Below are 20,738 nucleotides of genomic sequence, written 5' to 3' on the forward strand. Positions count from 1 at the left end.
TTAGACAGAGGTGAAAATTTATGAATATTGTGGTTTGTGTGAAGCAGGTGCCGGATACCACGGAGATCCGGATCGATCCGGTAAAGCATACGTTGATCCGTGAGGGCGTGCCCAGCATTGTCAATCCCTTTGACGCCTGCGCCCTGGAGATGGCTGTGAGGCTGAAAGAGAAAGAGGGCGGCAAAGTGACCGTGATCAGCATGGGGCCGGCCCAGGCGAAGAATGCTTTAAAAGAGTGCCTGAGTGTTGGCGCGGACCAGGCGTTTCTGGTGACGGACCGGGCCTTTGGCGGTTCTGATACTTTGGCGACCAGCTACATACTTAGCCGGGCGATCAAAGCCGTGGAGGCAAAGACCGGCGAGAAGACAGATCTGATCCTGTGCGGCAAGCAGGCGATCGACGGGGATACGGCCCAGGTAGGGCCGGAGATTGCCGAGCATATGGATCTTCCCCATGTGACGCTGGCAACCGGCGTGGAACTGGTGGACGGGAAACTGCAGGTGCTCCGGGATACAGATGAGGGCCATGATGTGGTGGAGGTGGATCTTCCCGCCCTGGTCACAGCGACTAAGACCCCCTATGATCCCCGTTATCCTTCCATCAAGAGCAAGATGGCGGCGAACCGGGCGGTCATCACCGAGATCACAAACAGCGATCCGGACATGGTCTGCGAGCAGGAGCGGCTGGGACTGAACGGCTCTCCCACAAAGGTGAAAAAGACCTTTACCCCGGATCAGAGCAAAAACGGCGTGGTGATCCGCGGCGAGACAGGCGAAGACGCCGCTGTCAGACTGGCTGCTATGCTTAGCGATGCCAAGATTATTTGAGAGGTGCAGGGACTATGAGCGAATTTACAAGTAAGAATATCTGGGTATTCATTGAGACAGATGAGGGAAAAGCAAAGAGCGTGGGTCTGGAGCTGTTAAATCCCGGACGCATGCTGGCGGAAAAGGCAGGGGAGAAGCTGATCGCGGTGATCCTGGGCAAGGACAATGCAGAGGCGGTAGCCCAGGTCCAGCAGTACGGCGCGGACCAGATCATCAGCGTGGAGGGAGCTGAGTATGAGAAATACAGCTTTGACGCCTACACCTATGCCATGACAGAGCTGGTGCAGAAATACGATCCGTCGGCGATCCTGATCGGCGCCACCAACAACGGCCGCGATTTTGGCCCGCGCCTGTCATGCAGGCTTAAGACCGGCCTGACCGCGGACTGTACAAGCCTTGACTATGATGAGGAAAGCGGCAATGTGGCATGGACCAGACCGGCCTTTGGCGGCAACTTGATGGCGGTCATCATGTGCCCCAATACCCGTCCGCAGATCGGGACCGTCCGTCCGGGCGTGTTTAAGAAGCTTCCGGTATCGGGAAAAGCGGCGGAAGTGATCTGGGAGACCATAGAGATCCCGGCGGACAAGATCAGGACAAGGCTGATCGAATCCGTCCGTGATACCGCCGCCGGCATCCTGAATCTGGAGGATGCGGAGATCATCGTATCCGGCGGACGCGGCCTGGGCGGCCCGGAGAACTTTAAGCTGCTGGAGGACTTAGCGGCGGTGCTCGGCGGCGCTGTGGGCGCTTCCCGTGCGGCGGTGGACGCAGGATGGATCGGGCACGCCCACCAGGTGGGGCAGACCGGCAAGACCGTCGGGCCGAAGCTCTATATTGCATGCGGTATATCCGGTGCGATCCAGCATCTGGCAGGCATGTCCGGCTCTGACTGTATCGTGGCGATCAATAAAGATCCGGAAGCCCCGATCTTCAAAGCTGCTGATTATGGTATCGTAGGCAGCTTATTCGAGGTGCTCCCGGTCCTGACAGAAGAGATTAAAAAATTAAAAGCATAGAGATCATTCGTAAAAGCTGACCGGGCCGTTTGTCTGCTCCTCAAAAACAGGAGCAGGCAGAATGTGCCCGTTTTGCAGCTCCAGGATCTTAAAAGAGATAAGGAGCCGCAGGCGCACATCCGGGTCGTCCAAATCAAGGCCGAGGATCTCCTGGATCTTGTTCAGCCGGTAGATCACGCTGTTGCGGTGCATATGCATGATCTTGGCTGTACCGGAGATGCTGCGCTCCGTCAGCAGATAGTTGCGCAGAAGGGCCAGGTTGTCGTATCGGTCATCCTCCGGCCCCCGAAGAAGGCGGAGCTTCTGCACGGACATATCCTCCAGGCTGTAGCGTTTTTTATAATCCTCCAGCATTTCATAGATGTAATAATGAGAATAAAAATAAATCCCTGCCTCCGGGTTCAGCATCATGCCGTATCTGGCGGCAGTCACAGCCTGTCGGTAAGCGATGTTCATTTTCAGCAGCGGGAAATTGGCAGTGGAAAATCCCGCATGTCCCTGGCAGATATGCAACAGCTCTCCAAACTCCTCAAAGGACTCGTTGATCTCCTCAATGACCCTCAAGCTGGAGATATCCCCCTGCAGCAAAAGGAGCACCGACTGATGGTATAAAAGCACCCGGAAAAATGGGAACTTCAAACAGGAGCGCAGCCTGTTCATGATGTAGTCCGCCTGCGGAAGGATAAATTTATCCCACTGGATCACGCAGAGGCGGTAAGCGGCGTCCAGCGGAAGACGCAGGGAGCGGGCCCGGTCCTCCAAAAAGGTTTCATCCTCCCGGGTATGGTCGATCAGGTCCGCCATAAAGACTTCCAACGGCGTAGGCATGGAAGAATTCTCACCGCTGTTTTCTAGGTAATACCGGCGGATCTTGCGGGCAAACCAGGAGAACAGCTCAAACTGGGCAGGCGTCGGATCGTCTTTTGTAAAATAGACCGTGATGAAGCCCAGGAAAATACCGTTGTCTGCATGGGTGGCGAGCACCATGAGCGGGCAGTCCATGTAGTTTGGCGGATAGAGGATCGTGGGGACCGTATACTTGGTCCCGTTGGCCTGATAGCCCATCCGTGCCAGCCCGTCGGTCATCTCTTTGGAATAGTAGCCCTTTTTCAATATGGCGTCTATTCGCTCGTGGGAGGGGGAGGAGGGCAGGCTTCCGGCGATCAGGTTATAGGATGAATTGACCATGATGATCGGGTTGTCCCCAAAGATCCGGGTCCCGAGGGAAATGATGGTCTGATAGTCCTTCTTAGCCAGGATCGCCATCTCCAGCTCGCTGCACCATTTCAGGATCTGGTCAAAGCCGCTGTACAGGCGGTTGGCGACGGAGGCAAGGGAAGGGTTGCCCGGGATCAGCAGCAGGTTGGCGGGATTCTGGTCAAGAAGAGTGAGCGCTTCCTCTTTTGGTCCGATACAAACGATGCAGATCTGAGCGAGAATATCCTTTTCAATAGAACGGACCTGATCCAGCGTACCCACGTAGAGAGAGGAGGCTTCCGGAGAAACAGGAGTTTCATCCAGCAGATGGATCTGGCTAAAGCAGAAAGTCTTTCCCTCCGGAACCAGGCATTCGACATGAAAGGGTTTCAGTATATCGATGATGATACATTGTGCTAACTGCATAATGACACCTCCGGTTATCGTAAGCAGAATAAAGTAGTCGTGATTAATAATACCAGATATGGAACGAAAATTCCAGATGAATTTATACAATATAGCTGAATGATAACAATGTGGTCATTTTGACCACAAAGGGTAGGGGCAAAGATTGACATTTTTGTAACTGCCGCCGTGTTTTCAAAAGGTGGAGTCTGGTAAGATAAATACAGAGTAACAGATATCATTTTCAGGAAAGGTGGTAACAGTATGTTTGATGTAGGAGAAGCAGGATTGGTTTTGACAGGCGAAGACAGGGAAATTGCGGAGATGGTCCATGATTTCGTGATGAAAGAGGTGCGGCCCAAAGCAGCCGAGCACGACATCAGCGGCGAGCTGGACTGGGACGCCTATAACAAGGCCTTTGAGATGGGCCTGATCTGTGCCGATCTGCCGGCTGAGTATGGCGGACAGGGCTTAAGCAATGTAACCGCGGCCTGGATCCGCGAGGAGCTGATGTATGGGGATGCAGGTTTTGGACTGACCTGCGGCACCAACAATCTGGGGATCAAGCCGGTGCTGCTGGCAGGTACGGAGGAACAGAAGCAGTGGTGCGTGGAGATCCTCACCAGCGACAAGCCGGGCAGAGATCCCCGCTGGCCCAAGAAGCGCAGCGGTTTTGCGGCATTTGCGCTGACCGAGCCGGACGCAGGCTCCGATGCGGGTGCGTGCAAGACCCTGGCAGAGAAGGTTCTGGACGAGGACGGCAATGTAAAAGAATATATCTTAAATGGACGGAAATGCTTTATCACCAATGCGTGCTATGCGGATTTTATGTGCGTGGTCGCAACCATCGACCGCTCCCTGGGTTATAAGGGCCTGACCATGTTCCTGGTAGACGCCCACCTTCCGGGCGTGAGCATCGGCAAGCATGAGGACAAGATGGGCATCCGCCAGTCCGCCACCAGCGATGTGATCTTTGAGGACGTACATATCCCGGCGTCCGCCCTGATCGGTAAAGAGGGCGAAGGCTTCAAGATCGCCATGAAGACCTTGGAGCAGGGCCGCGCAGGTGTAGGAAGCGGCTGCGTTGGCATTATGCGCGCCGCTAAGGATGTCTGTGTGAAATACGTTCAGGAACGTATGAGCATGGGCAAGCCGATCTATAAGAACCAGGCGATCAGCTTCAAGATCGCCGATATGGAGATCGCCATCGAGACCAGCCGCGCCATCGGCATGAAGGTAGCCGCCCTGTTGGACGCTGGAGATCCGTCTGCGGCTACATTAGGGCCGATCGCCAAATGCTACTGCTCCGACGCCCTTAACAACGTGGTGACCGAGGCGGTCCAGATCCTGGGCGGATACGGCTATATGCGGGATTATCCGGTTGAAAAGCTGATGCGCGACGCCAAGATCTTCCAGATCTTTGAGGGAACCAATGAGATCCAGAGAGTAGTCATCAGCGGCAATGTGATCCGTGCTAACAGGATCAAATAGTAATTGATGTGGCGGTCCCGGACAGCATGTGCGGGACCGTCTTTTAAAAAAGAGGAGGGACCGATAATGCTGAATGAATCTGCCATAGGATTATCCCTGGAACAGAAGTTCACTTATAGCTGGCGGGATTTGATCTTGTATAATTTAAGCGTGGGTGCGTCGCCGGATGAGCTGGAATACGTCTATGAAAAGGGACTGAAGGCAGTCCCCACCTTTGGCGTGATCCCCTGCGCCGGAACCTTTGGCATGGATCCATACGATGCCCAGCCGCAGATGCCCACCAAAAAGATAGCAGGTCTGCGCACAGACGGGACTCTGCACATGGACCATAAGCTTGTGCTGCACAAACCGCTTCCCACGGAAGGGACCTTCCGGATCGAAAAGGTGATCAGCGCTGTCTATGACCGGGGGGAAGGCAAGGGCGCCAAGATCAACGTAGATGTGATCGGACGGGATGAGACCGGTGAACCGGTATTTACCAATACCATGGGATATTTAAACCGCTGGTCCGGCGGATTTGGCGGGCCGGCAGTGCCCCACAGTGCCATCCGTATCCCTGAGCGGGAGCCGGACTGTGTGTGCCGTGACAGCTATCCGATGAATGCACCGCTTCTGTACCGCCTGACCGGAGACACCTATCCTTTGCATGCCGATCCGGAATTTGCGGTCAAATGCGGCTTTGAGCGGCCGATCGTCCATGGACTGTGCAGCCTTGGCTACGCCTGCCGCATGATGGTAGGGGCGTTGTTTGCGGGTGAGCCGGAGCGGATGGTCTCCATAGAAAATCAGTTCCGCAGCGTTGCCATGCCGGGGGACAGCTTCACACTCCAGATGTGGAATGAAACGCCGGGAGAGGCGTTGTTCCGCATGATAAAGGATTCGGATGGGAAGGCAATCCTGGATTACGGGCGGATGGTGTGGAAAGAAAATGTGTAGTGCCGGACAGCGGCAGGATAAGAGAAGAAGGATGCAATAGAATGGGGCTGCCTTGGCGCAGGGTGCACAAAACAGGCCTGCCGCTACATAGAATGCAGTAACATACCGACCACAGGAGCGTAGGACAGATGCAGATATATGTAGTGAAGCCGGGGGACAATGTGGACAGGATCGCAGCGGAGTCCGGTGTGCCGGTGGAAACCATTATTTATGATAATCAGATAGAATATCCATATCGCCTGGCCGTGGGCCAGGCCCTTTTTCTTCGGAGCAGGAGCGGAGTGGAGAACACGGCAGGGCGGACTCCGCTCTATGTCAGTGGTTACGCCTATCCGTTCATCGACCGGGAGGTGCTGCGTGAGACGCTCCAGTGGCTGACGGCGCTTTATATATTTTCCTACGGTTTTACCACAGAGGGCAACTTGATCCCGCCGATGGCCGATGACAGTCCTCTGATTGAGGCGGCGCTTTCTGCGGGAGTGCGGCCTGTGCTGGTCCTGACACCGCTGGGAGCTGACGGGCGGTTTAATAACAATCTGGTGACGGCGGTGGTGGAGGATCAGGCAGTCCAGAGAAACCTGGTCCTGGAGCTTGGCGGGGTGATGCAGGAAAAGGGGTATGAGGGCCTGGATATTGATTTTGAATACATCAGGGCAGAAGACCGGGAGGAATTTGCCCAATTTGTATCCCGCACTACGCAGATAATGAATTTGCTGGGATATCCGGTATCCGTGGCCCTGGCGCCCAAGACCTCCAGAGACCAGCCGGGGCTTCTCTATGAGGGCGTGGATTACCGTCTGCTGGGCGCAGCAGCCAACCGGGCGATGCTGATGACTTACGAATGGGGGTATACCTACGGTCCGCCCATGGCCGTAGCGCCCCTCAATATGGTGCGGCGTGTGGTGGAATACGCCCTCACGGAAATCCCTCCGGAAAAGATCAGCCTGGGAATCCCCAATTACGGTTACGACTGGCCTCTGCCCTATGAGCGGGGCGTTACCCGGGCGCGGACCATCAACAAGCAGGAAGCGATCCGGCTTGCCATCGATCACGGCGTGGAGATCCGGTTTGACGAGACGGCTATGTCTCCCTGGTTCCGGTACTGGCAGTACGGCATCCAGCATGAGGTCTGGTTCGAGGACCCACGCAGCCAGTATGCTAAATTTATGCTGATTAAGGAATACGGATTGTCCGGAGTGGGATACTGGCAGCTCATGAACTATGACAGGGCCAACTGGCTGTTGTTAAATGAGCTGTTTGAGGCGGAACCGGGGATGTAAGGGGGCGCAGAGGTATAAAGCAATGCCACATAAGCCCAAGAGATGCTGCAGAAGTAAAAGAGATGCCGAAAAGTAAAAGAGATGCCGTAAAAGCCGGAGTATGTGGCAGCGGCAGAAAAAAAGGGGCCCTAAGCCATGAAAAATGACTTGGGCCCCTTCTTTTAATTGAAGTACTCAACAACACTTTTATTTCAGATTCTCAGCAGCCTGTTGACCGGCCACGCGGCCGAAGGCCACGGACTGGGAATAGCCGCCGGACTGCCAGGTCACTTCGCCGGAAGCGTACAAGCCGTCAACCGGTGTGCCGTCCTCATAGAGAACCTGTGCTTTTTCGTTGCAGGAAACGCCGCCCTTGGTCATATGGTTGGCTGCTTCCACGCGCACACCGTAGTACGGTCCCTTTTCATCGAAGGGGCGTGCAAACGGTTCGCCGGTAAGTGCATCGTTTTCGCCTGCCGCTGCTGCTTCATTGAGCTCTGCAACGGTTTTTTCAAGCTCTGCGGCATCGATGCCCAGGGCATCTGCCAGCTCTGCCAGAGTCTCGCCCTTGGCGTAATAGCCCAGATTCACATGCTTGCGGATGCGGTAGAAGGAGTCATATCCAGTCTGGTCGGTGATAGTGAATACCTTGCCGTCCGGCTGATCCTTGATCGTGGTACCCAGCTCCAGACCGCCCTTGTTCTCATCAATGAAACGCTTGCCCTCTTTATTGACCAGGATGCTTAAGTCAGCGCCGCCGGTTAAGTCGCGGTTCGGCACAATAATGTTGGGGAATACGCGGACGTTGTCCATCTCTTCCATCTTGAAACCATTTTTCTCAAATACTTTCACAAAATCGCCGGTAGTTCCGATCTGGTTGGAGGTGTTTAAAACCTCGTAGCCCGGAGCGTATTCTGCCAGCAGTTCTTTGCTGGAGCAGAAGCCGCCGGTGGCGATGATCGTGCTCTGTGCTCGGATGGTGTAGGTCTCATTGTCGTTGTTAGTAACGGTGACGCCTGCGCAGCGGCCATCCTCCATCACCAGGTCGGTACCTTTGGTGCCGGTGCGGATGTCAATGCCAAGTTCATTGGCATGTGCCTCCATGCCTGCCTGGATGACTTCACCGGAGTACTGGTCTTCCTCTGCCATATGGTTCATGGCTCCATAGTTGTAGTTCAGCTCTACCCCCATGCTGCGCAGCCACGCATCCAGTTCATTCTCCTGCTCAGCCCAGACCTTGACGCGCTCCGGCGTGTCGCCTGCGGTGGATTTGGCTTCGATGAAGTTTTCCACCTGGTTCACGGTCCATTTTTCATTGCCGGCGGCTTTCTGAGCTTCTGAGTTGATCAGGTCGTAGAAATTCATGTCAAATTTGCCGTTGCCGCTTAAGATATCCATCTTTTCCACCAGGATGATGTTGGCATCCGGTTTGGCGGCTTTGGCGGTGATGGCTGCAGCCAGCCCGGAAGGGCCGCCGCCAACTACCAGGATATCTGCCTCTACGTCGTCAAGGGTAACTGCTTCCTTCTCAGGGCCTGTGGTAGCCATGGTGATCTTCTCCACTTCCAGACCAGCCTGGGTCATGGCGTCAGCCACTGCGGCTTTGACCGCGTAAGAAGAAAAGGTTGCGCCGCTCACACTGTCCACTACAGGCGTTCCGGCCTCAATGATCCGGTCGCGGATAACAGGAAATGCCCGGTCGATCACTACCTTGGATTCGTGGTTGTCCCCCAGCTCAATCCCGGTTACAGCGCCATCCTCAAGGGTTACTTTCAAGTTCACCTCGCCGCCGTAGCCATTGGCTTTCACATCATAGGTCTGCGGTCCTGCGCTGGTCTCCGGAGCGGCCGTCTCTGCGGCGGTAGTTGCCGCGGTGGTCGCAGCCGCGGTTGTTTCGCCCTGATCGGAGCCGGAACAGGCCGTCAGGCCGACCATGGCAGCCGTGAATGCTGCCGCATAGCAGAATCTGTTTCTTTTCATAAATCATCCTCCAATATAATGATAAATTAGTGAATACTTTAACATTATATCAGTTACAAAAGAAATATTCAACAGTCACAGAACTACTCGTGCTGTTTTACGGCCTTTTCTTCCAGCATTATTCCAATCTCATCATCACCATAGCCCAGTTCTTTCAGGATATCAACGGTGTGCTCTCCAAGCATCGGTCCCCGGTTGAATTCAGGCAGGCCCATGCGCTCGCTGCGCAGACAGCTCCGCACCAGGGAGGCTTCTTTGCCGTTGTCATATTTCATCTGGTAGATAAAGTCATTTGCCTGCGCCTGGGGATCGGTCAGGATATCTCCATAGCCGTACAGGATCTCACAGCAAAGCCCCGCTTCTTCAAACAGTTTTTTCCATTCATCGGCAGTTTTCTTGGCAAATATTTTTTCAAACCGCTCAATGACCGGACCGCACACCTCCGCCTTGTTAAAATTGGCGCGGGAGGCGTACAGCGGGTTTTCTGCCATGTCGTCCGCACCCAGCAGCCGGTAATACACAGCCGCATCCCGGCTGAAGTTCACGATCTGGGGCATGAACCAACGGCCGTCGCTGCATTTGAAGGTAGCTCCAAAGGGGCTGTTATCCTCACGTCTCTTGGGGAGCAGAAATCCGTATTGGGAGCCGGAGACCAGGATGTTGGCGAGCCACACAGCGGTACCGTAGAGGCTTAAGGAGACCCGGTCTCCCTTTCCGGTCTGGCGTGCGGCTAACACAGCAGAAACCGTGGCGGCCATCATTCCCATGGCGCAGGTCACGTCGCCAAAGCCCATGGGCATGTAGACGGGATAGGCTTTGTCATTGTCCCCATAGATGCTCTGGCTGTAAAGGAATCCGCCTCTGGCCCAGAATGCGGTGTTGTCGTACCCGGGGCGGGAGGCTTCTTCGCCTTTTTCGCCGTATCCGTCAAGCTGGGTCATGACCAGTCTGGGAAAACGATCCCTTAAGCTGTCGTAATCCAGACCTGATTTTTTTAGTGCGCTGGTGCGGAGGTTTGTCAAGAATACATCTGCATTTTCCAGGAGCCGGTACATGACCTCCCGTCCATGCTCTGTAGAAGTATCCAGGCTGATCGCCCGCTTGTTGGCGTTTAAGTTGTCAAACAGCGGGTCAAAATCGTCATCCGCCGGGGCGCCGATTCCCAGCGGCCATTTCCGGAAGTTGTCCCCGCCTTTTGTATTTTCCACCTTGATCACGTCCGCGCCCCAGTCTGCCATCATGCGCCCACAGGATGCGGAAGCCACCATCAGCGATAATTCCACAACTTTAATACCCTTAAGCGGTTTGTACTGTTCCATATAAGTCCTCCTTTTTATTCTTTGGCAACGGTTTTGTTATATCCATCTTATCGGAATGCAGCCGGAAAAACAATCGCCATGGAATACGAAAGATTTGCCTGGTTTTTGTAAAGATTGTGGTTGTTTTAACTATACCGCCTAAAAAAACCGGAAATGGCCAAATGGGGATTTGTAGGCTTTGACCTAGTAGGGAGGGAGCAGGAAACGCTATAATTAATGGTAATAAAGAAATCAGGGAGGGAAAGAAAGATGCATTATTCACCGGTAAAAGAAGAATGTCCCATAGCAATGAACCCATTTAAAGCATGCGTGGCTCCGCGGCCCATCGGCTGGATCTCGACGGTCAGCCGGGACGGCGTGGATAACCTGGCGCCGTTTTCCCAGTTCCAGAACTTGTCCTACGATCCGCCGATGGTGATGATCGCCGTCAACCAGGGCGGGGATGAGGATCATGTACACCGCAAGGACACGGTCAACAATATCGAGGCGACCGGCTGTTTTGTGTACAATGCGGTGCCGTATGAGCTGAAAGACGCCATGAATATCACCGCGTCGGGATTTGAGCCAGAGGAGGACGAGTTTCTAAAGGCGGGCCTCCACAAGGCGGATTCAGTGCGGGTAGCCGCAAAACGGGTGGCGGAGTCGCCCATCCAGTTTGAATGCGAGTATATGCAGACCATCCGCATCCCGGGAAGCGCGGCGGGAGGCAAGGGCACTGTGGATATGATCATCGGCAGGGTGGTGGAGATCCATGTGGCGGATGAAGTGATCCTCCCTGACGGCAAGCTGGATTACAGAAAGCTCCGTCTGCTTGGAAGGGCAGGATACTGGGACTATGGGGTGATGGAAGACACCTTCTCCATGCGGGTTCCCGGCGTCAGCGCGGCACGCATGGCGGCTATGGAGGGAAGACGGCCCACAAAAGAGGATCAGGACGGGGATAAGGTATGCTGAGCTTTATTGGCATAGCAGCAGGGCTGGTCCTGTTTGTGCTGCTGGCTTACCGCGGGTTTAACCTGGTGCTTTCCGCCATTGTGGGCAGCTGTGTCATTTTTCTCTTTTCGGGTGTGGGATTGTTAGAAGGGCTGAACGGGATCTATCTTCCGGGAATGGCGGAGTTTATTAAAAATTATTTTATGATCTTTCTGCTGGGGAGCCTTCTGGGGCGGCTGCTCAGCGACGGGGGAAATGCCAGAAGGATCGCCCTGTGCCTTGCGGCCCTTATTCGCAGGAGTAAGCACAACCGGCAGTTTTACTGTGTCCTGATGGTCCCGGTACTTTATTTCCTGCTCTGCTATGCGGGGATTTCCGGGTTTGTGGTGGTATTCACGGTCCTCCCGATCGCGAAGGACCTGTTTGAGGAGACCAATACCCCGTGGAGGCTTTACTGCTGTGCGGGAGCGCAGACGGTCAACGCGGCTGTCCTGGCAGGATCATTGCAGGCCTGCAATATCTATGCCGCAGATGTGTGCGGCACAACGACCACGGCGGGCCTCCTGTTGTCACTGATCGCGGTGGCCGTGTTCTGGAGTGTGTCCCTGGGGATGCTCTGGCTGGTACTGAAACGTGCAGGAGAGAACCATGAGGAATTTCTTCCTTCCGGCAAAGGCATTCAGGAGGCATCCCTGGATGAGGGGATGTCAGAGGAGAAGCTTCCCGGAATCCTGCCGTCGCTACTTCCGCTGGCGGCAGTGATTGTGATGAGCGCTGTTTTAAAGATCGATGTGGTGGCTTCTCTGGCGGCGGGATGCATCCTGACTGTAGTAACCGGGGCGCGCAGTCTGCTGCCCCGTCTGGGGGCCAGCCTGGCATCGGGGGCAATATCTGTATACGGGCCGGTCTTAAGCGTTTCGGCAACCTATGCGATCGGCGTGGCGCTTAAAAACGTGCCGGGATTCTACTATTTTGAAGCGTTTTTTACAAGTCTTCCAGGACTTTTCGGCGCACCTGCGCTGGGGATAACGGTGGCCTTTATCATGGCGTCCTCCGTGGCCCCTATACCGGCCTTTGGGGCACAGATGTTAGAGCAGTACGCGGCGGCAGGCATCAGCGCCGCCAATGCCCACCGGATGATGATGATCACCTCCTTCGGAAGCATCGCGCCCCATAACGCCGGGATTTCCAATGCGGCATCGGTCCTGCGCCTGCCCTATGCGGAATGTCTGAAAATGTATATGCTCTTTACCTATATTCCAGGGGTCGTTACGGCTGTGGCAGCGGTACTTTGTCTGGCGGCCGGGATTGTATAAAGGGATTGAATGGGATGCCCCGGTGTGTTATACTGGTGGCATCTCATAGAGTTTTATGATTCCTGCGGCTTCTGACCGCAGGCAAAACTGTCAAAAGACAGCTTCTGGCGCCATGGCGCCGTGTTGGCCGGTTCGGCTGAAAATTCATTGAGGAAATAAGCAGAATGGGGAGGTGTTTGCGGACGACAAAAGAAGGCAAAAAAGAAATGAAATGGAACGTGTAACTTTTATTTACTACTTTACAAATGTTATCGTTTGTGATAACATACAAGAAAGAAGGGATTATTATTAACCGTCTGGAATTTTACATGGAGGAGAACGGGAACGTCCCGGTGAAAGAGTTTTTGATGTCGCTTCCGTCAAAGCTGAGGGCAAAAGCTTTCAGTGATATAGAGCTTTTAGAAAAGCATGGGAGCGATCTGCGCGAACCGCATGTGAAAGCTATAAGGGGAAGTGGTAACAGAGGTCTTTTTGAACTGCGCATCCGCTTTTCCAGCGATATTGCAAGGGTATTTTATTTTACATACCATCAGGGCACATATGTCCTTCTCCACGGCTTTCTAAAGAAGACGATGAAGACGCCAAAGCGGGAGCTTGAGCGGGCAAGGCGCTGTATGGATGACTATAAGAGGAGGATGGAACATGAGCAGAGCAGGAGTTGATTTTAAGAGTATGAAAGCGGAACTGATGCAGGATGAACAGTTCCGGGAGGAATATGAGAAGCTGCGCCCGCGGTATGAGATCATCTCCCGCATTATCGAGGTGCGGAAGGAGCAGAACATGACCCAGGAGCAGCTTGCCCGCAAGATTGGGACCCAGAAGTCCAATATCTCCAGGCTGGAGAGCGGCAATTACAACCCCAGCCTGGACTTTCTCATCAAGGTGGCGTCCGGACTGGGGAAAAACCTGACGGTGGAGCTTCACTGAAGGGATGATTGTGCCTCTGCGTCAGAATTGCCGCAGAGGCATCCGGCCGCCTGCTTACTGAGGATGACGCGCCGCCTCCACAAAGGAAGCGAACAGCCGCGACGCAGCCTCATCCTGTTCCCACAGATATTCCGGGTGCCACTGCACGCCGATGAAGTAGGGATAGTCCGGTTTCTCGATGCATTCCACAAGCCCGCCCGGCGCGTGTCCGGAAGCGGTCAGTCCTGGAGCGATCCTGCGGACGGCCTGGTGATGCATACTGTTGACCTTTAAGGTATCACTCTGTGCGATATCTGCCAGCAGGGTATCAGGGGTGACCTTGACCGTATGGGACGGGATGTCGTAGTAGAACGGCTGGGTGTGGGCGATGGGGAAGTCCTCCTTAAACTGGCTGGGGATATCCTGATAGATATCGCCGCCCAATCCGATGTTTAAGAGCTGCACACCGCGGCATATGCCAAGGATCGGTTTTCTCCGGGCCATGACCAGCTTTAAGAGCTCCAGTTCCATGATATCACGCCGCAGGCACACGTTGCCGCAGTGGGCCTGGGTTTCCTCTCCGAAGTAGAAGGGATGCACGTCTGGGCCGCCGGTGAACAGGAAGCCGTCGAAGGTGTCTGCAAGCTGCTTGAGTTCCTCCGCTGTCAAGTCCAGGGGCAGGATGACGGGAATGCCTCCTGCCGCACGGATCGCTTTTATGTAGGCCGGACGCATGTATGGTTCGTCTTTATCGATATTGAAATAAGGGGTTAGTGCAATAATCGGTTTCTTATCATTCAAAGCTAAAATCTCCTTTCGCCTGAAAACACAATACAGGTCACAATACAGGTCAGAATGCAAGTCCATAAAACACAAATACCCCTTTCGCACCGCAATACGAAAGGGGTATTATGTAAAGTCAAAATCAACCTTCGCTGATAGCGCCGGTCGGGCAAACACCAGCGCAGGTACCGCAGTCGATGCAGGTATCAGCGTCGATTACGTACTGGCTGTCTCCCTGGGAAATAGCGCTTACCGGGCACTCGCCCTCACAGGTACCACAACTAACACAAGCGTCAGAAATTACATATGCCATGATAAAATCCTCCTTAAATAGTCTAACATTTCGTTGTGCCTTTATTCTATACTATATGCGAAAAATATTCAAGAGGAAAATGCTGTGCATTTGGACAAAATAAGGTACAATTATCGGTTAGTTCTGGGCAACCCCAAATGCTGATTTTACCTGTTGAAAATATGGATCGTTGGAAGTTCGTCTGCCCGGCATTTTAATGTATCTTCCGTTCCCAGTTCCTTCAGCCGCTGGTATTCTTCCTCCTTCAGAGGCACTGCCCACAGCAGATTCACCGGTTCCCCCATAAAGTCTTTATAAACAGGGGCTGATATCTCAGGGATCATGCGGGAATTCAGCAGCCATACAGCAGAATATCCTTCCAACGCTCTGCATGGAAATGTGTGTCCATGGCCCAGCCAACTGACCTCCTGCCAGGGATATGACGATAGCGAGGACAAAAAAGAATACATACGCATCTGCTCCTCCGCTTCGCAGCCGGATGAGGCGAAGCCCAGCTCGATCCTCCGGAATTTTCCGGTTTCTTCCTGATAATGCTGTTCGATCTGGGGCAGGGGTATCATACTGACGCCTGCTGTGATCCCGTAGGAGACCCCGTCCTTTTCCCCGGTCACAAGAGCTTTTAGTGGAAACTTTCCGCCGTCAATGCCGTAATATTTTTGATGAGGTCCAAAAAAATTTTCCAGAGCTTCCATGTGCATTTCCTGCACCGGACGCCAGTAGCCCTCCTTAAAAAAGTTCCAGAATTTTCTGCTTTTATCCACGCGTGTACCTAATACCTCGAGAGCCTGTTTCAGCTCCCAGGCAAAAGGCCCCATGCCTGTGGCATAAATAGAGTAGCCGTAAAAATGATTGCAGCCGGCCCAACCGGGAATCAGGCATATCAACTGCCCGTCTGATAAAAGGCCCGCCCCATCGCCCTCCTCCAGCCACACGATTTCCAGGGAATCCTTGTCCAGGCGGATTCCCGCCGGGTCGTGGGCAACAAATTCGGACGGCATAGAAGGCGCTTTGCCGCTGTCCATGGCCTTTGTGTCAATGTTATCCTCTGCCGGGGCTGTATTGCAGACCCAGCACGCCTTTATATAGGCATTTTCGGAGTTGGGGTGAAACCAGAGATAGAGATAACAGTTCAGGTCCGTTTCCTCTACAACTGCCTGGATATTACATACCGGTGACCAGCTTTCCAGCAAAATGTTGGGTTCACTCATGTGTTACTCCTTTCATAAAATGAATTTTCTTGTTTTATTGTACCATATTCCTGATGTTGAAGCCACTTCTTTTGGTTGCAGGATTATGGGCTGGGAGTTACAACTGAAGCGGTCTTTTTGTCAATGAGGGTTGTAAATGAGGACTGAAAAAACTTGTTAAATTTCCATATCTGTGATATATTAAAATCCACATAAAACCGATCGGCGGTTTCTTCTTGCCTGGTCTTATGTTTCCTGTCCCCAGGGACAGTCTTTTGCGCTTACAATGCGCAATGGATGACCGGTTCGGTCAAAGTATCGTTAGTAATATTTATTAGTTAATGCTGTTACGCCACCTTTGTTGCCCTATCATAATGCACGATTAGATTGTTTTAATCGCGCTGTTTTCTGGCTTTTGCCGGCAATATCTGCCGTCTGTCGTTTCTGCAAGCCATCTTGGAAAGTCTGGTGATGTCTATGGATGTACCCCTGCCCACCGCTGCAAAAATGCGAGAACTTAAAGATCAGTTCAGGATTGATATTGATTTCAATTTTTACTATAATATAAGGAGAAAGCTGCATGAAGAAAAAACGCCTGCAGTGGCATACTGCATTCCAGGCGGCGCTTCAGATTGAATTTGAGGAAGATCAGGAGTATCTTCAGTTTTTAAGAGAGTACAACCTGACCCGCAAGCCTCTTCAGATCGACTTACTGGTCATCAAGAAGGAACCTGGACATATCATACAGAAACATCTGGGAAGAATATTCCGCCGGTATAACATCGTTGAATACAAAAGCCCGGATGACTACTTAAGTATCAATGATTTTTACAAAGTGATGGCATACACCTGCCTGTACCAGGCCAATACAGAAAAAGTCCTGGAAGTTCCGCCGTCCGAACTGACCGTAACCATGATCAGCAGTCATTACCCGCGGACGCTGGTGAATTATATTAAGAAACAGTATCAGGTCTCGGTAGAGAAGGCATATCCCGGAATCTACTATGTGACCGGCCTGATATTCCCTGTGCAGATCGTAGTAAACAGCCAGTTATCGCGTGAGGAAAATGTATGGCTGAGCCGCCTGCGGCGGAATCTTACTGCCAGAGAGGACGTGGAACCGTTGGCGAGAGCCTACAAAGGGCGGGAACACCACCCGCTGTACTCCGCCGCCATGGATCTGATCGTACAGGCAAACGAAGAACTTTATGAGGAGGAGAAGCATATGTGTGACGCATTACGGAAATTGTTTGCGGATGAGCTGATTGAAAGTGAGCAGAAGGGTGCTGAAAAAGGTGATCTTCTACGGTTGATCTCCCTTGTCTGCAAGAAGCTTGCAAAGGACCAGCCCATCGATGTGATCGCCGATGCCCTTGAATCCACACCCGAGCAGATCGCGCCTGTCGTTGAGGCGGCTAAGGCTTTTGCCCCGGAGTATGACACGGAGAAGATCTATCAGGTTTTGGTTGGAAGTCAACAGTAAAAGTCCATAGACTGATAACGTAAAATGTGGCGGGGGAACAATCCCCTGCCACATTGATCCATGTAAAATTTACGGTATTCCCGCCCGCGCATCGCGGATCCCTTTTAGTATCATCTTCTTGGCGGCCAGCGCCTCGTCCTTTCCCAAAGGTCTTGTATCCTTAAGCGGATAGTCCATCCCCAGGTTTTGATATTTCACCTTGCCCATGTCGTGATAGGGCAGTACATCCAGCGCTTTTACATTGCCGAGCGTGCCGATAAAACGCCCCAGCCGGTACAGCTCATTCTGGTCATAGGTGATCCCCGGGACCACCACATGGCGGATCCACACGGGTACCGCCTTTTCATCCAGATAACGGGCAAATGCAAGGATCGGCTCAAGAGGCTGTCCGGTCAGTTTCCGGTGGCCTTCCGGGTCGATGTGTTTGATATCCAGCATGACTAAGTCGGTCACGGCCATCAGCCGGTCGAACCGCTCAAGGACTTCCGGGCGGTCCGGCTGGAATGTGATGCCGGAGGTGTCCAGGCAGGTGTGGATGCCTCTCCGGGTCGCTTCTGCGAACAGCTCCGTCACAAAGCCGATCTGCACCAGTGGGTCGCCGCCGGTGCAGGTGATGCCGCCCCTGCTGTAGAAGGAGCGGTTCTTTTCGTACTGGGCCATGATCTGCGCCACGGTCATCTCCGTACCGCCGCCGATCTTCCAGGTGTCGGGATTGTGGCAGTACTGGCACCGCATGGGGCATCCCTGCAGAAACACAACCAGACGGACACCGGGTCCGTCTACTGTGCCAAAACTCTCTATGGAATGGATGCGTCCAACCATAAAACCGCCTCCTGGTTCTGAGAATTTAGATATTGTCGTGGAAGGTACGGGAGATAACCTCATCCTGCTGCTCTTTGGTCAGCTTGATAAAGTTGACCGCATAGCCGGATACCCGGACCGTAAGCTGCGGGTATTTCTCCGGATGCGCCTGAGCGTCCAGCAGAGTCTCCTTGGTAAATACATTTACATTTAAATGATGTCCGCCCTTGGCGGCATAGCCGTCCAACAGGGACACCAGGTTGTCGATCTGAGCTTCGCTTGCATGTGCCATAGTAGTATCCTCCTTATAAGTTGTATCGTCAGTCAGTGTGTCATTTTAGTCCAGTTACGTCAATCAGTTCCGGTCATCCAGCCCTTCCATCAGGTTCGGGATGGAGCAGGCAGTATCAACGCCGCACTCTAAGTCCACATCGATATCGCCCATGAACAGCTGGTCCTCCTTGCCGAGTGCGCCCGGGATAATGGAGAAGGTATTGGAGATACCGTCCTGGGCATCCTTAAACGGCAGTTTTGCCACAGAAGCCAGGGATGCCACAGCGCCATGGGTATCGCGGCGGTGCATCGGGTTTGCTCCCGGCGCAAAGGCCTGTCCGCCTTTTCTTCCATCCGGGGTAGAGCCGGTAGCTTTACCATAAACCACGTTGGATGTGATTGTCAAGATGGAGGTTGTTGGGATGCCTCCGCGGTAGCAGTGGTTGCGTTTAATATAGTTCATAAAGGTGTGGACGATATCAACGGCGATCTGGTCAACCCGGTCGTCGTCGTTGCCGTATTTCGGGAAATCGCCCTCTACCTCGTAGTCCACAACGATGCCGTTCTCATCACGGACGGTCTTTACCTTTGCGTATTTGATCGCAGACAGGGAATCTGCCACAACGGAAAGACCGGCGATCCCGGTTGCGAACCAGCGGGTAACCTTGTGGTCGTGCAGGGCCATCTGGAGCTTTTCGTAGCTGTATTTGTCATGCATGTAGTGGATGATGTTCAGGCTGTTCACATAAACGCCCGCAAGCCACTGCATCATGTCGTTGTAGCGGTCCATGACCTCATCGTAATCCAGGTACTCGGAAGTGATCGGACGGTACTTCGGGCCAACCTGCTTTTTGCTGACCTCGTCCACGCCGCCGTTGATGGCGTACAGCAGGCACTTGGCCAGGTTTGCGCGGGCGCCGAAGAACTGCATCTCCTTACCGATCCGCATGGAAGATACGCAGCAGGCGATGGCATAGTCGTCGCCGTGGGTCACGCGCATCAAGTCGTCGTTCTCATACTGGACAGAAGAGGACTCGATGGAGGTCTTTGCGCAGAAGCGCTTAAAGTTCTCCGGTAGCCTGGTGGACCACAGGACTGTTAAGTTCGGTTCCGGAGCGGTGCCTAAGTTCTGCAGGGTGTGCAGGTAACGGTAGGACATTTTGGTGACCATATGGCGTCCGTCGATGCCCACGCCGCCGATGGATTCTGTTACCCAGGTCGGGTCGCCGGAGAACAGCGCGTTGTACTCCGGGGTACGTGCGAATTTCACCAGACGCAGCTTCATGATGAAGTGGTCGATGAACTCCTGGATCTGCTCCTCGGTGTATTTGCCCTCGGCCAGGTCACGCTCCGCGTAAATATCGATAAAGGTAGAGGTGCGTCCTAAGGACATGGCGGCGCCGTTCTGCTCCTTGACAGCCGCCAGATAGCCGAAATAGGTCCACTGGATCGCTTCCTTTACATCTGCGGCTGGTTTGGAGATATCAAAGCCGTAGATATTTCCCAGCTCCTTCAGTTCTTTTAATGCACGGATCTGTTCGGACAACTCCTCCCGGTCGCGGATGATCTCGGAATACATGGTGGTTCTGGTGGTAGCTTTCTGCTCCTCCTTATCCTCGATCAGACGGTCCACGCCGTAAAGCGCGATCCGGCGGTAGTCGCCGATGATACGTCCGCGGCCGTAAGCATCCGGCAGGCCGGTGATGATATGGCTGGAACGGCAGGCGCGCATCTCAGGAGTGTAAGCATCGAATACGCCCGCGTTGTGGGTTTTCCGGTGTTTGGTGAAAAATTCACTGATCTCCGGGTCCACCTGGTAGCCGTTGTCTGCGCAGGCCTTCTCAGCCATGCGGATACCGCCGTAGGGCTGCAGAGAACGCTTGAAGGGCTTGTCGGTCTGGAAGCCGACGATGGTTTCCTTATCCTGATCCAGGTAGCCGGGGCCGTGGGAAGTGATGGTGGAAATGATCCTGGTATCCATATCCAGGACTCCGCCTGCTTCCCGCTCTTTGTTGCTGAGATCCATGACCTGGTCCCAAAGTTCCAGGGTATTCCCCGTCGGGCCTGCAAGGAAGGAATCGTCACCGTCGTAAGGTGTATAGTTTTTCTGGATGAAGTCGCGCACGTTGATCTCGCGCTCCCACACACCAGGGGTGAATGATCTCCATTCGTTTTTCATATCGTGCTACCTCCTGAGTAAGTGTAATAATTGTGGGTGAATAGTTATAAGTGTAATAGTTATTATGTTTGATTGCAAGCAAATTATATATTGTATACAATGAACACGTCAATAGATTTATTGAGAATGTT

At 53.5% G+C, this 20,738-nt stretch carries 19 protein-coding genes; 10 read left to right on the forward strand and 9 right to left on the reverse strand.

Annotated elements, in window-relative coordinates; translation table 11 throughout:
* Positions 1–20: 20 nt before the first annotated feature.
* Both AB1I67_RS05835 and AB1I67_RS05840 read left to right on the forward strand, forming a co-directional pair.
* The gene (locus tag AB1I67_RS05835; RefSeq protein ID WP_367028862.1) at positions 21–827 is read left to right on the forward strand and encodes an electron transfer flavoprotein subunit beta/FixA family protein; all 807 of its coding nucleotides are present in this window, start codon (positions 21–23) and stop codon (positions 825–827) included.
* A gap of 14 nt (positions 828–841) precedes the next feature.
* On the forward strand, positions 842–1,846 hold the full coding sequence (locus AB1I67_RS05840; RefSeq protein ID WP_367028863.1) for an electron transfer flavoprotein subunit alpha/FixB family protein: 1,005 nt from the start codon (positions 842–844) through the stop codon (positions 1,844–1,846).
* A 3-nt stretch (positions 1,847–1,849) separates the two neighbouring features.
* Here the strand turns inward: AB1I67_RS05840 and AB1I67_RS05845 are convergent, their stop codons facing one another.
* Positions 1,850–3,469, reverse strand: coding sequence for a helix-turn-helix domain-containing protein (locus tag AB1I67_RS05845; RefSeq protein ID WP_367028864.1), 1,620 nt, complete (start codon positions 3,467–3,469; stop codon positions 1,850–1,852).
* A gap of 243 nt (positions 3,470–3,712) precedes the next feature.
* On the opposite strand from AB1I67_RS05845, the gene AB1I67_RS05850 reads away from it, so the two are divergent.
* The 3 genes from AB1I67_RS05850 to AB1I67_RS05860 all read left to right on the forward strand — a co-directional run bounded on the left by AB1I67_RS05850 (position 3,713) and on the right by AB1I67_RS05860 (position 7,155).
* Entirely contained in the window at positions 3,713–4,939 is a 1,227-nt protein-coding gene (locus AB1I67_RS05850) for an acyl-CoA dehydrogenase family protein (protein ID WP_367028865.1), read from the forward strand.
* 66 nt (positions 4,940–5,005) lie between these two features.
* Entirely contained in the window at positions 5,006–5,875 is an 870-nt protein-coding gene (locus tag AB1I67_RS05855) for a MaoC/PaaZ C-terminal domain-containing protein (RefSeq protein WP_367028866.1), read from the forward strand.
* 128 nt (positions 5,876–6,003) lie between these two features.
* On the forward strand, positions 6,004–7,155 hold the full coding sequence (locus tag AB1I67_RS05860; protein ID WP_367028867.1) for a glycosyl hydrolase family 18 protein: 1,152 nt from the start codon (positions 6,004–6,006) through the stop codon (positions 7,153–7,155).
* A gap of 186 nt (positions 7,156–7,341) precedes the next feature.
* Here the strand turns inward: AB1I67_RS05860 and AB1I67_RS05865 are convergent, their stop codons facing one another.
* Both AB1I67_RS05865 and AB1I67_RS05870 read right to left on the reverse strand, forming a co-directional pair.
* A complete protein-coding gene (locus tag AB1I67_RS05865; protein WP_367028868.1) occupies positions 7,342–9,114 on the reverse strand; it encodes an FAD-binding protein in 1,773 nt (590 codons plus the stop codon).
* A gap of 83 nt (positions 9,115–9,197) precedes the next feature.
* Entirely contained in the window at positions 9,198–10,433 is a 1,236-nt protein-coding gene (locus tag AB1I67_RS05870) for a CaiB/BaiF CoA-transferase family protein (RefSeq protein ID WP_367028869.1), read from the reverse strand.
* A 249-nt stretch (positions 10,434–10,682) separates the two neighbouring features.
* Between AB1I67_RS05870 and AB1I67_RS05875 the strand changes: the two genes are divergently transcribed.
* The 4 genes from AB1I67_RS05875 to AB1I67_RS05890 all read left to right on the forward strand — a co-directional run bounded on the left by AB1I67_RS05875 (position 10,683) and on the right by AB1I67_RS05890 (position 13,609).
* Entirely contained in the window at positions 10,683–11,387 is a 705-nt protein-coding gene (locus tag AB1I67_RS05875) for a flavin reductase family protein (protein ID WP_367028870.1), read from the forward strand.
* Positions 11,381–12,682 carry a hypothetical protein gene (locus AB1I67_RS05880; RefSeq protein WP_367028871.1) on the forward strand — a complete coding sequence of 434 codons (1,302 nt, stop codon included), beginning with the start codon at positions 11,381–11,383 and terminating at the stop codon, positions 12,680–12,682. Before AB1I67_RS05875 ends, AB1I67_RS05880 begins: the two co-directional genes overlap by 7 nt.
* Positions 12,683–12,939: 257 nt before the next feature.
* Positions 12,940–13,344, forward strand: a complete 405-nt coding sequence (locus tag AB1I67_RS05885) for a type II toxin-antitoxin system RelE/ParE family toxin (protein WP_367028872.1) — start codon at positions 12,940–12,942, stop codon at positions 13,342–13,344.
* Positions 13,325–13,609, forward strand: coding sequence for a helix-turn-helix transcriptional regulator (locus tag AB1I67_RS05890; RefSeq protein WP_367028873.1), 285 nt, complete (start codon positions 13,325–13,327; stop codon positions 13,607–13,609). Before AB1I67_RS05885 ends, AB1I67_RS05890 begins: the two co-directional genes overlap by 20 nt.
* 54 nt (positions 13,610–13,663) lie before the next feature.
* On the opposite strand, the gene AB1I67_RS05895 is transcribed toward AB1I67_RS05890, so the two are convergent.
* The 3 genes from AB1I67_RS05895 to AB1I67_RS05905 all read right to left on the reverse strand — a co-directional run bounded on the left by AB1I67_RS05895 (position 13,664) and on the right by AB1I67_RS05905 (position 15,892).
* Positions 13,664–14,389, reverse strand: coding sequence for a gamma-glutamyl-gamma-aminobutyrate hydrolase family protein (locus AB1I67_RS05895; protein ID WP_367028874.1), 726 nt, complete (start codon positions 14,387–14,389; stop codon positions 13,664–13,666).
* A 124-nt stretch (positions 14,390–14,513) separates the two neighbouring features.
* A complete protein-coding gene (locus AB1I67_RS05900) occupies positions 14,514–14,684 on the reverse strand; it encodes a 4Fe-4S binding protein (protein WP_367028875.1) in 171 nt (56 codons plus the stop codon).
* 146 nt (positions 14,685–14,830) lie between these two features.
* The gene (locus AB1I67_RS05905) at positions 14,831–15,892 is read right to left on the reverse strand and encodes a suppressor of fused domain protein (RefSeq protein WP_367028876.1); all 1,062 of its coding nucleotides are present in this window, start codon (positions 15,890–15,892) and stop codon (positions 14,831–14,833) included.
* 559 nt (positions 15,893–16,451) lie between these two features.
* Here AB1I67_RS05905 and AB1I67_RS05910 point away from each other — a divergent pair.
* On the forward strand, positions 16,452–17,354 hold the full coding sequence (locus tag AB1I67_RS05910) for a hypothetical protein (RefSeq protein WP_367028877.1): 903 nt from the start codon (positions 16,452–16,454) through the stop codon (positions 17,352–17,354).
* Positions 17,355–17,423: 69 nt separating this feature from the next.
* On the opposite strand, the gene pflA is transcribed toward AB1I67_RS05910, so the two are convergent.
* The 3 genes from pflA to pflB form a co-directional block, all read right to left on the reverse strand.
* Positions 17,424–18,176 (reverse strand): pyruvate formate-lyase-activating protein, encoded by a 753-nt coding sequence (gene pflA / locus AB1I67_RS05915; RefSeq protein ID WP_367028878.1) that lies wholly within the window; start codon positions 18,174–18,176, stop codon positions 17,424–17,426.
* A 25-nt stretch (positions 18,177–18,201) separates the two neighbouring features.
* Positions 18,202–18,447 (reverse strand): autonomous glycyl radical cofactor GrcA3, encoded by a 246-nt coding sequence (gene grcA3, locus AB1I67_RS05920; RefSeq protein ID WP_367028879.1) that lies wholly within the window; start codon positions 18,445–18,447, stop codon positions 18,202–18,204.
* 63 nt (positions 18,448–18,510) lie between these two features.
* Positions 18,511–20,607 carry a formate C-acetyltransferase gene (gene pflB, locus AB1I67_RS05925; RefSeq protein WP_367028880.1) on the reverse strand — a complete coding sequence of 699 codons (2,097 nt, stop codon included), beginning with the start codon at positions 20,605–20,607 and terminating at the stop codon, positions 18,511–18,513.
* Positions 20,608–20,738: the final 131 nt, after the last annotated feature.

The sequence above is a fragment of the Clostridium sp. AN503 genome, from assembly GCF_040719375.1.
Lineage (GTDB): Bacteria > Bacillota > Clostridia > Lachnospirales > Lachnospiraceae > Brotaphodocola.

Coding starts and splice junctions, on each gene's coding strand:
- AB1I67_RS05880 (WP_367028871.1), top strand. CDS start 11,381: ATGCTGAGCTTTATTGGCATAGCAGCAGGGCTGGTCCTGTTTGTGCTG.
- AB1I67_RS05910 (WP_367028877.1), top strand. CDS start 16,452: ATGAAGAAAAAACGCCTGCAGTGGCATACTGCATTCCAGGCGGCGCTT.
- AB1I67_RS05845 (WP_367028864.1), bottom strand. CDS start 3,469: ATGCAGTTAGCACAATGTATCATCATCGATATACTGAAACCCTTTCAT.
- AB1I67_RS05865 (WP_367028868.1), bottom strand. CDS start 9,114: ATGAAAAGAAACAGATTCTGCTATGCGGCAGCATTCACGGCTGCCATG.
- AB1I67_RS05875 (WP_367028870.1), top strand. CDS start 10,683: ATGCATTATTCACCGGTAAAAGAAGAATGTCCCATAGCAATGAACCCA.
- AB1I67_RS05870 (WP_367028869.1), bottom strand. CDS start 10,433: ATGGAACAGTACAAACCGCTTAAGGGTATTAAAGTTGTGGAATTATCG.
- AB1I67_RS05860 (WP_367028867.1), top strand. CDS start 6,004: ATGCAGATATATGTAGTGAAGCCGGGGGACAATGTGGACAGGATCGCA.
- AB1I67_RS05840 (WP_367028863.1), top strand. CDS start 842: ATGAGCGAATTTACAAGTAAGAATATCTGGGTATTCATTGAGACAGAT.
- AB1I67_RS05855 (WP_367028866.1), top strand. CDS start 5,006: ATGCTGAATGAATCTGCCATAGGATTATCCCTGGAACAGAAGTTCACT.
- AB1I67_RS05900 (WP_367028875.1), bottom strand. CDS start 14,684: ATGGCATATGTAATTTCTGACGCTTGTGTTAGTTGTGGTACCTGTGAG.
- AB1I67_RS05850 (WP_367028865.1), top strand. CDS start 3,713: ATGTTTGATGTAGGAGAAGCAGGATTGGTTTTGACAGGCGAAGACAGG.
- pflB (WP_367028880.1), bottom strand. CDS start 20,607: ATGAAAAACGAATGGAGATCATTCACCCCTGGTGTGTGGGAGCGCGAG.
- AB1I67_RS05905 (WP_367028876.1), bottom strand. CDS start 15,892: ATGAGTGAACCCAACATTTTGCTGGAAAGCTGGTCACCGGTATGTAAT.
- AB1I67_RS05890 (WP_367028873.1), top strand. CDS start 13,325: ATGAGCAGAGCAGGAGTTGATTTTAAGAGTATGAAAGCGGAACTGATG.
- AB1I67_RS05835 (WP_367028862.1), top strand. CDS start 21: ATGAATATTGTGGTTTGTGTGAAGCAGGTGCCGGATACCACGGAGATC.
- pflA (WP_367028878.1), bottom strand. CDS start 18,176: ATGGTTGGACGCATCCATTCCATAGAGAGTTTTGGCACAGTAGACGGA.
- grcA3 (WP_367028879.1), bottom strand. CDS start 18,447: ATGGCACATGCAAGCGAAGCTCAGATCGACAACCTGGTGTCCCTGTTG.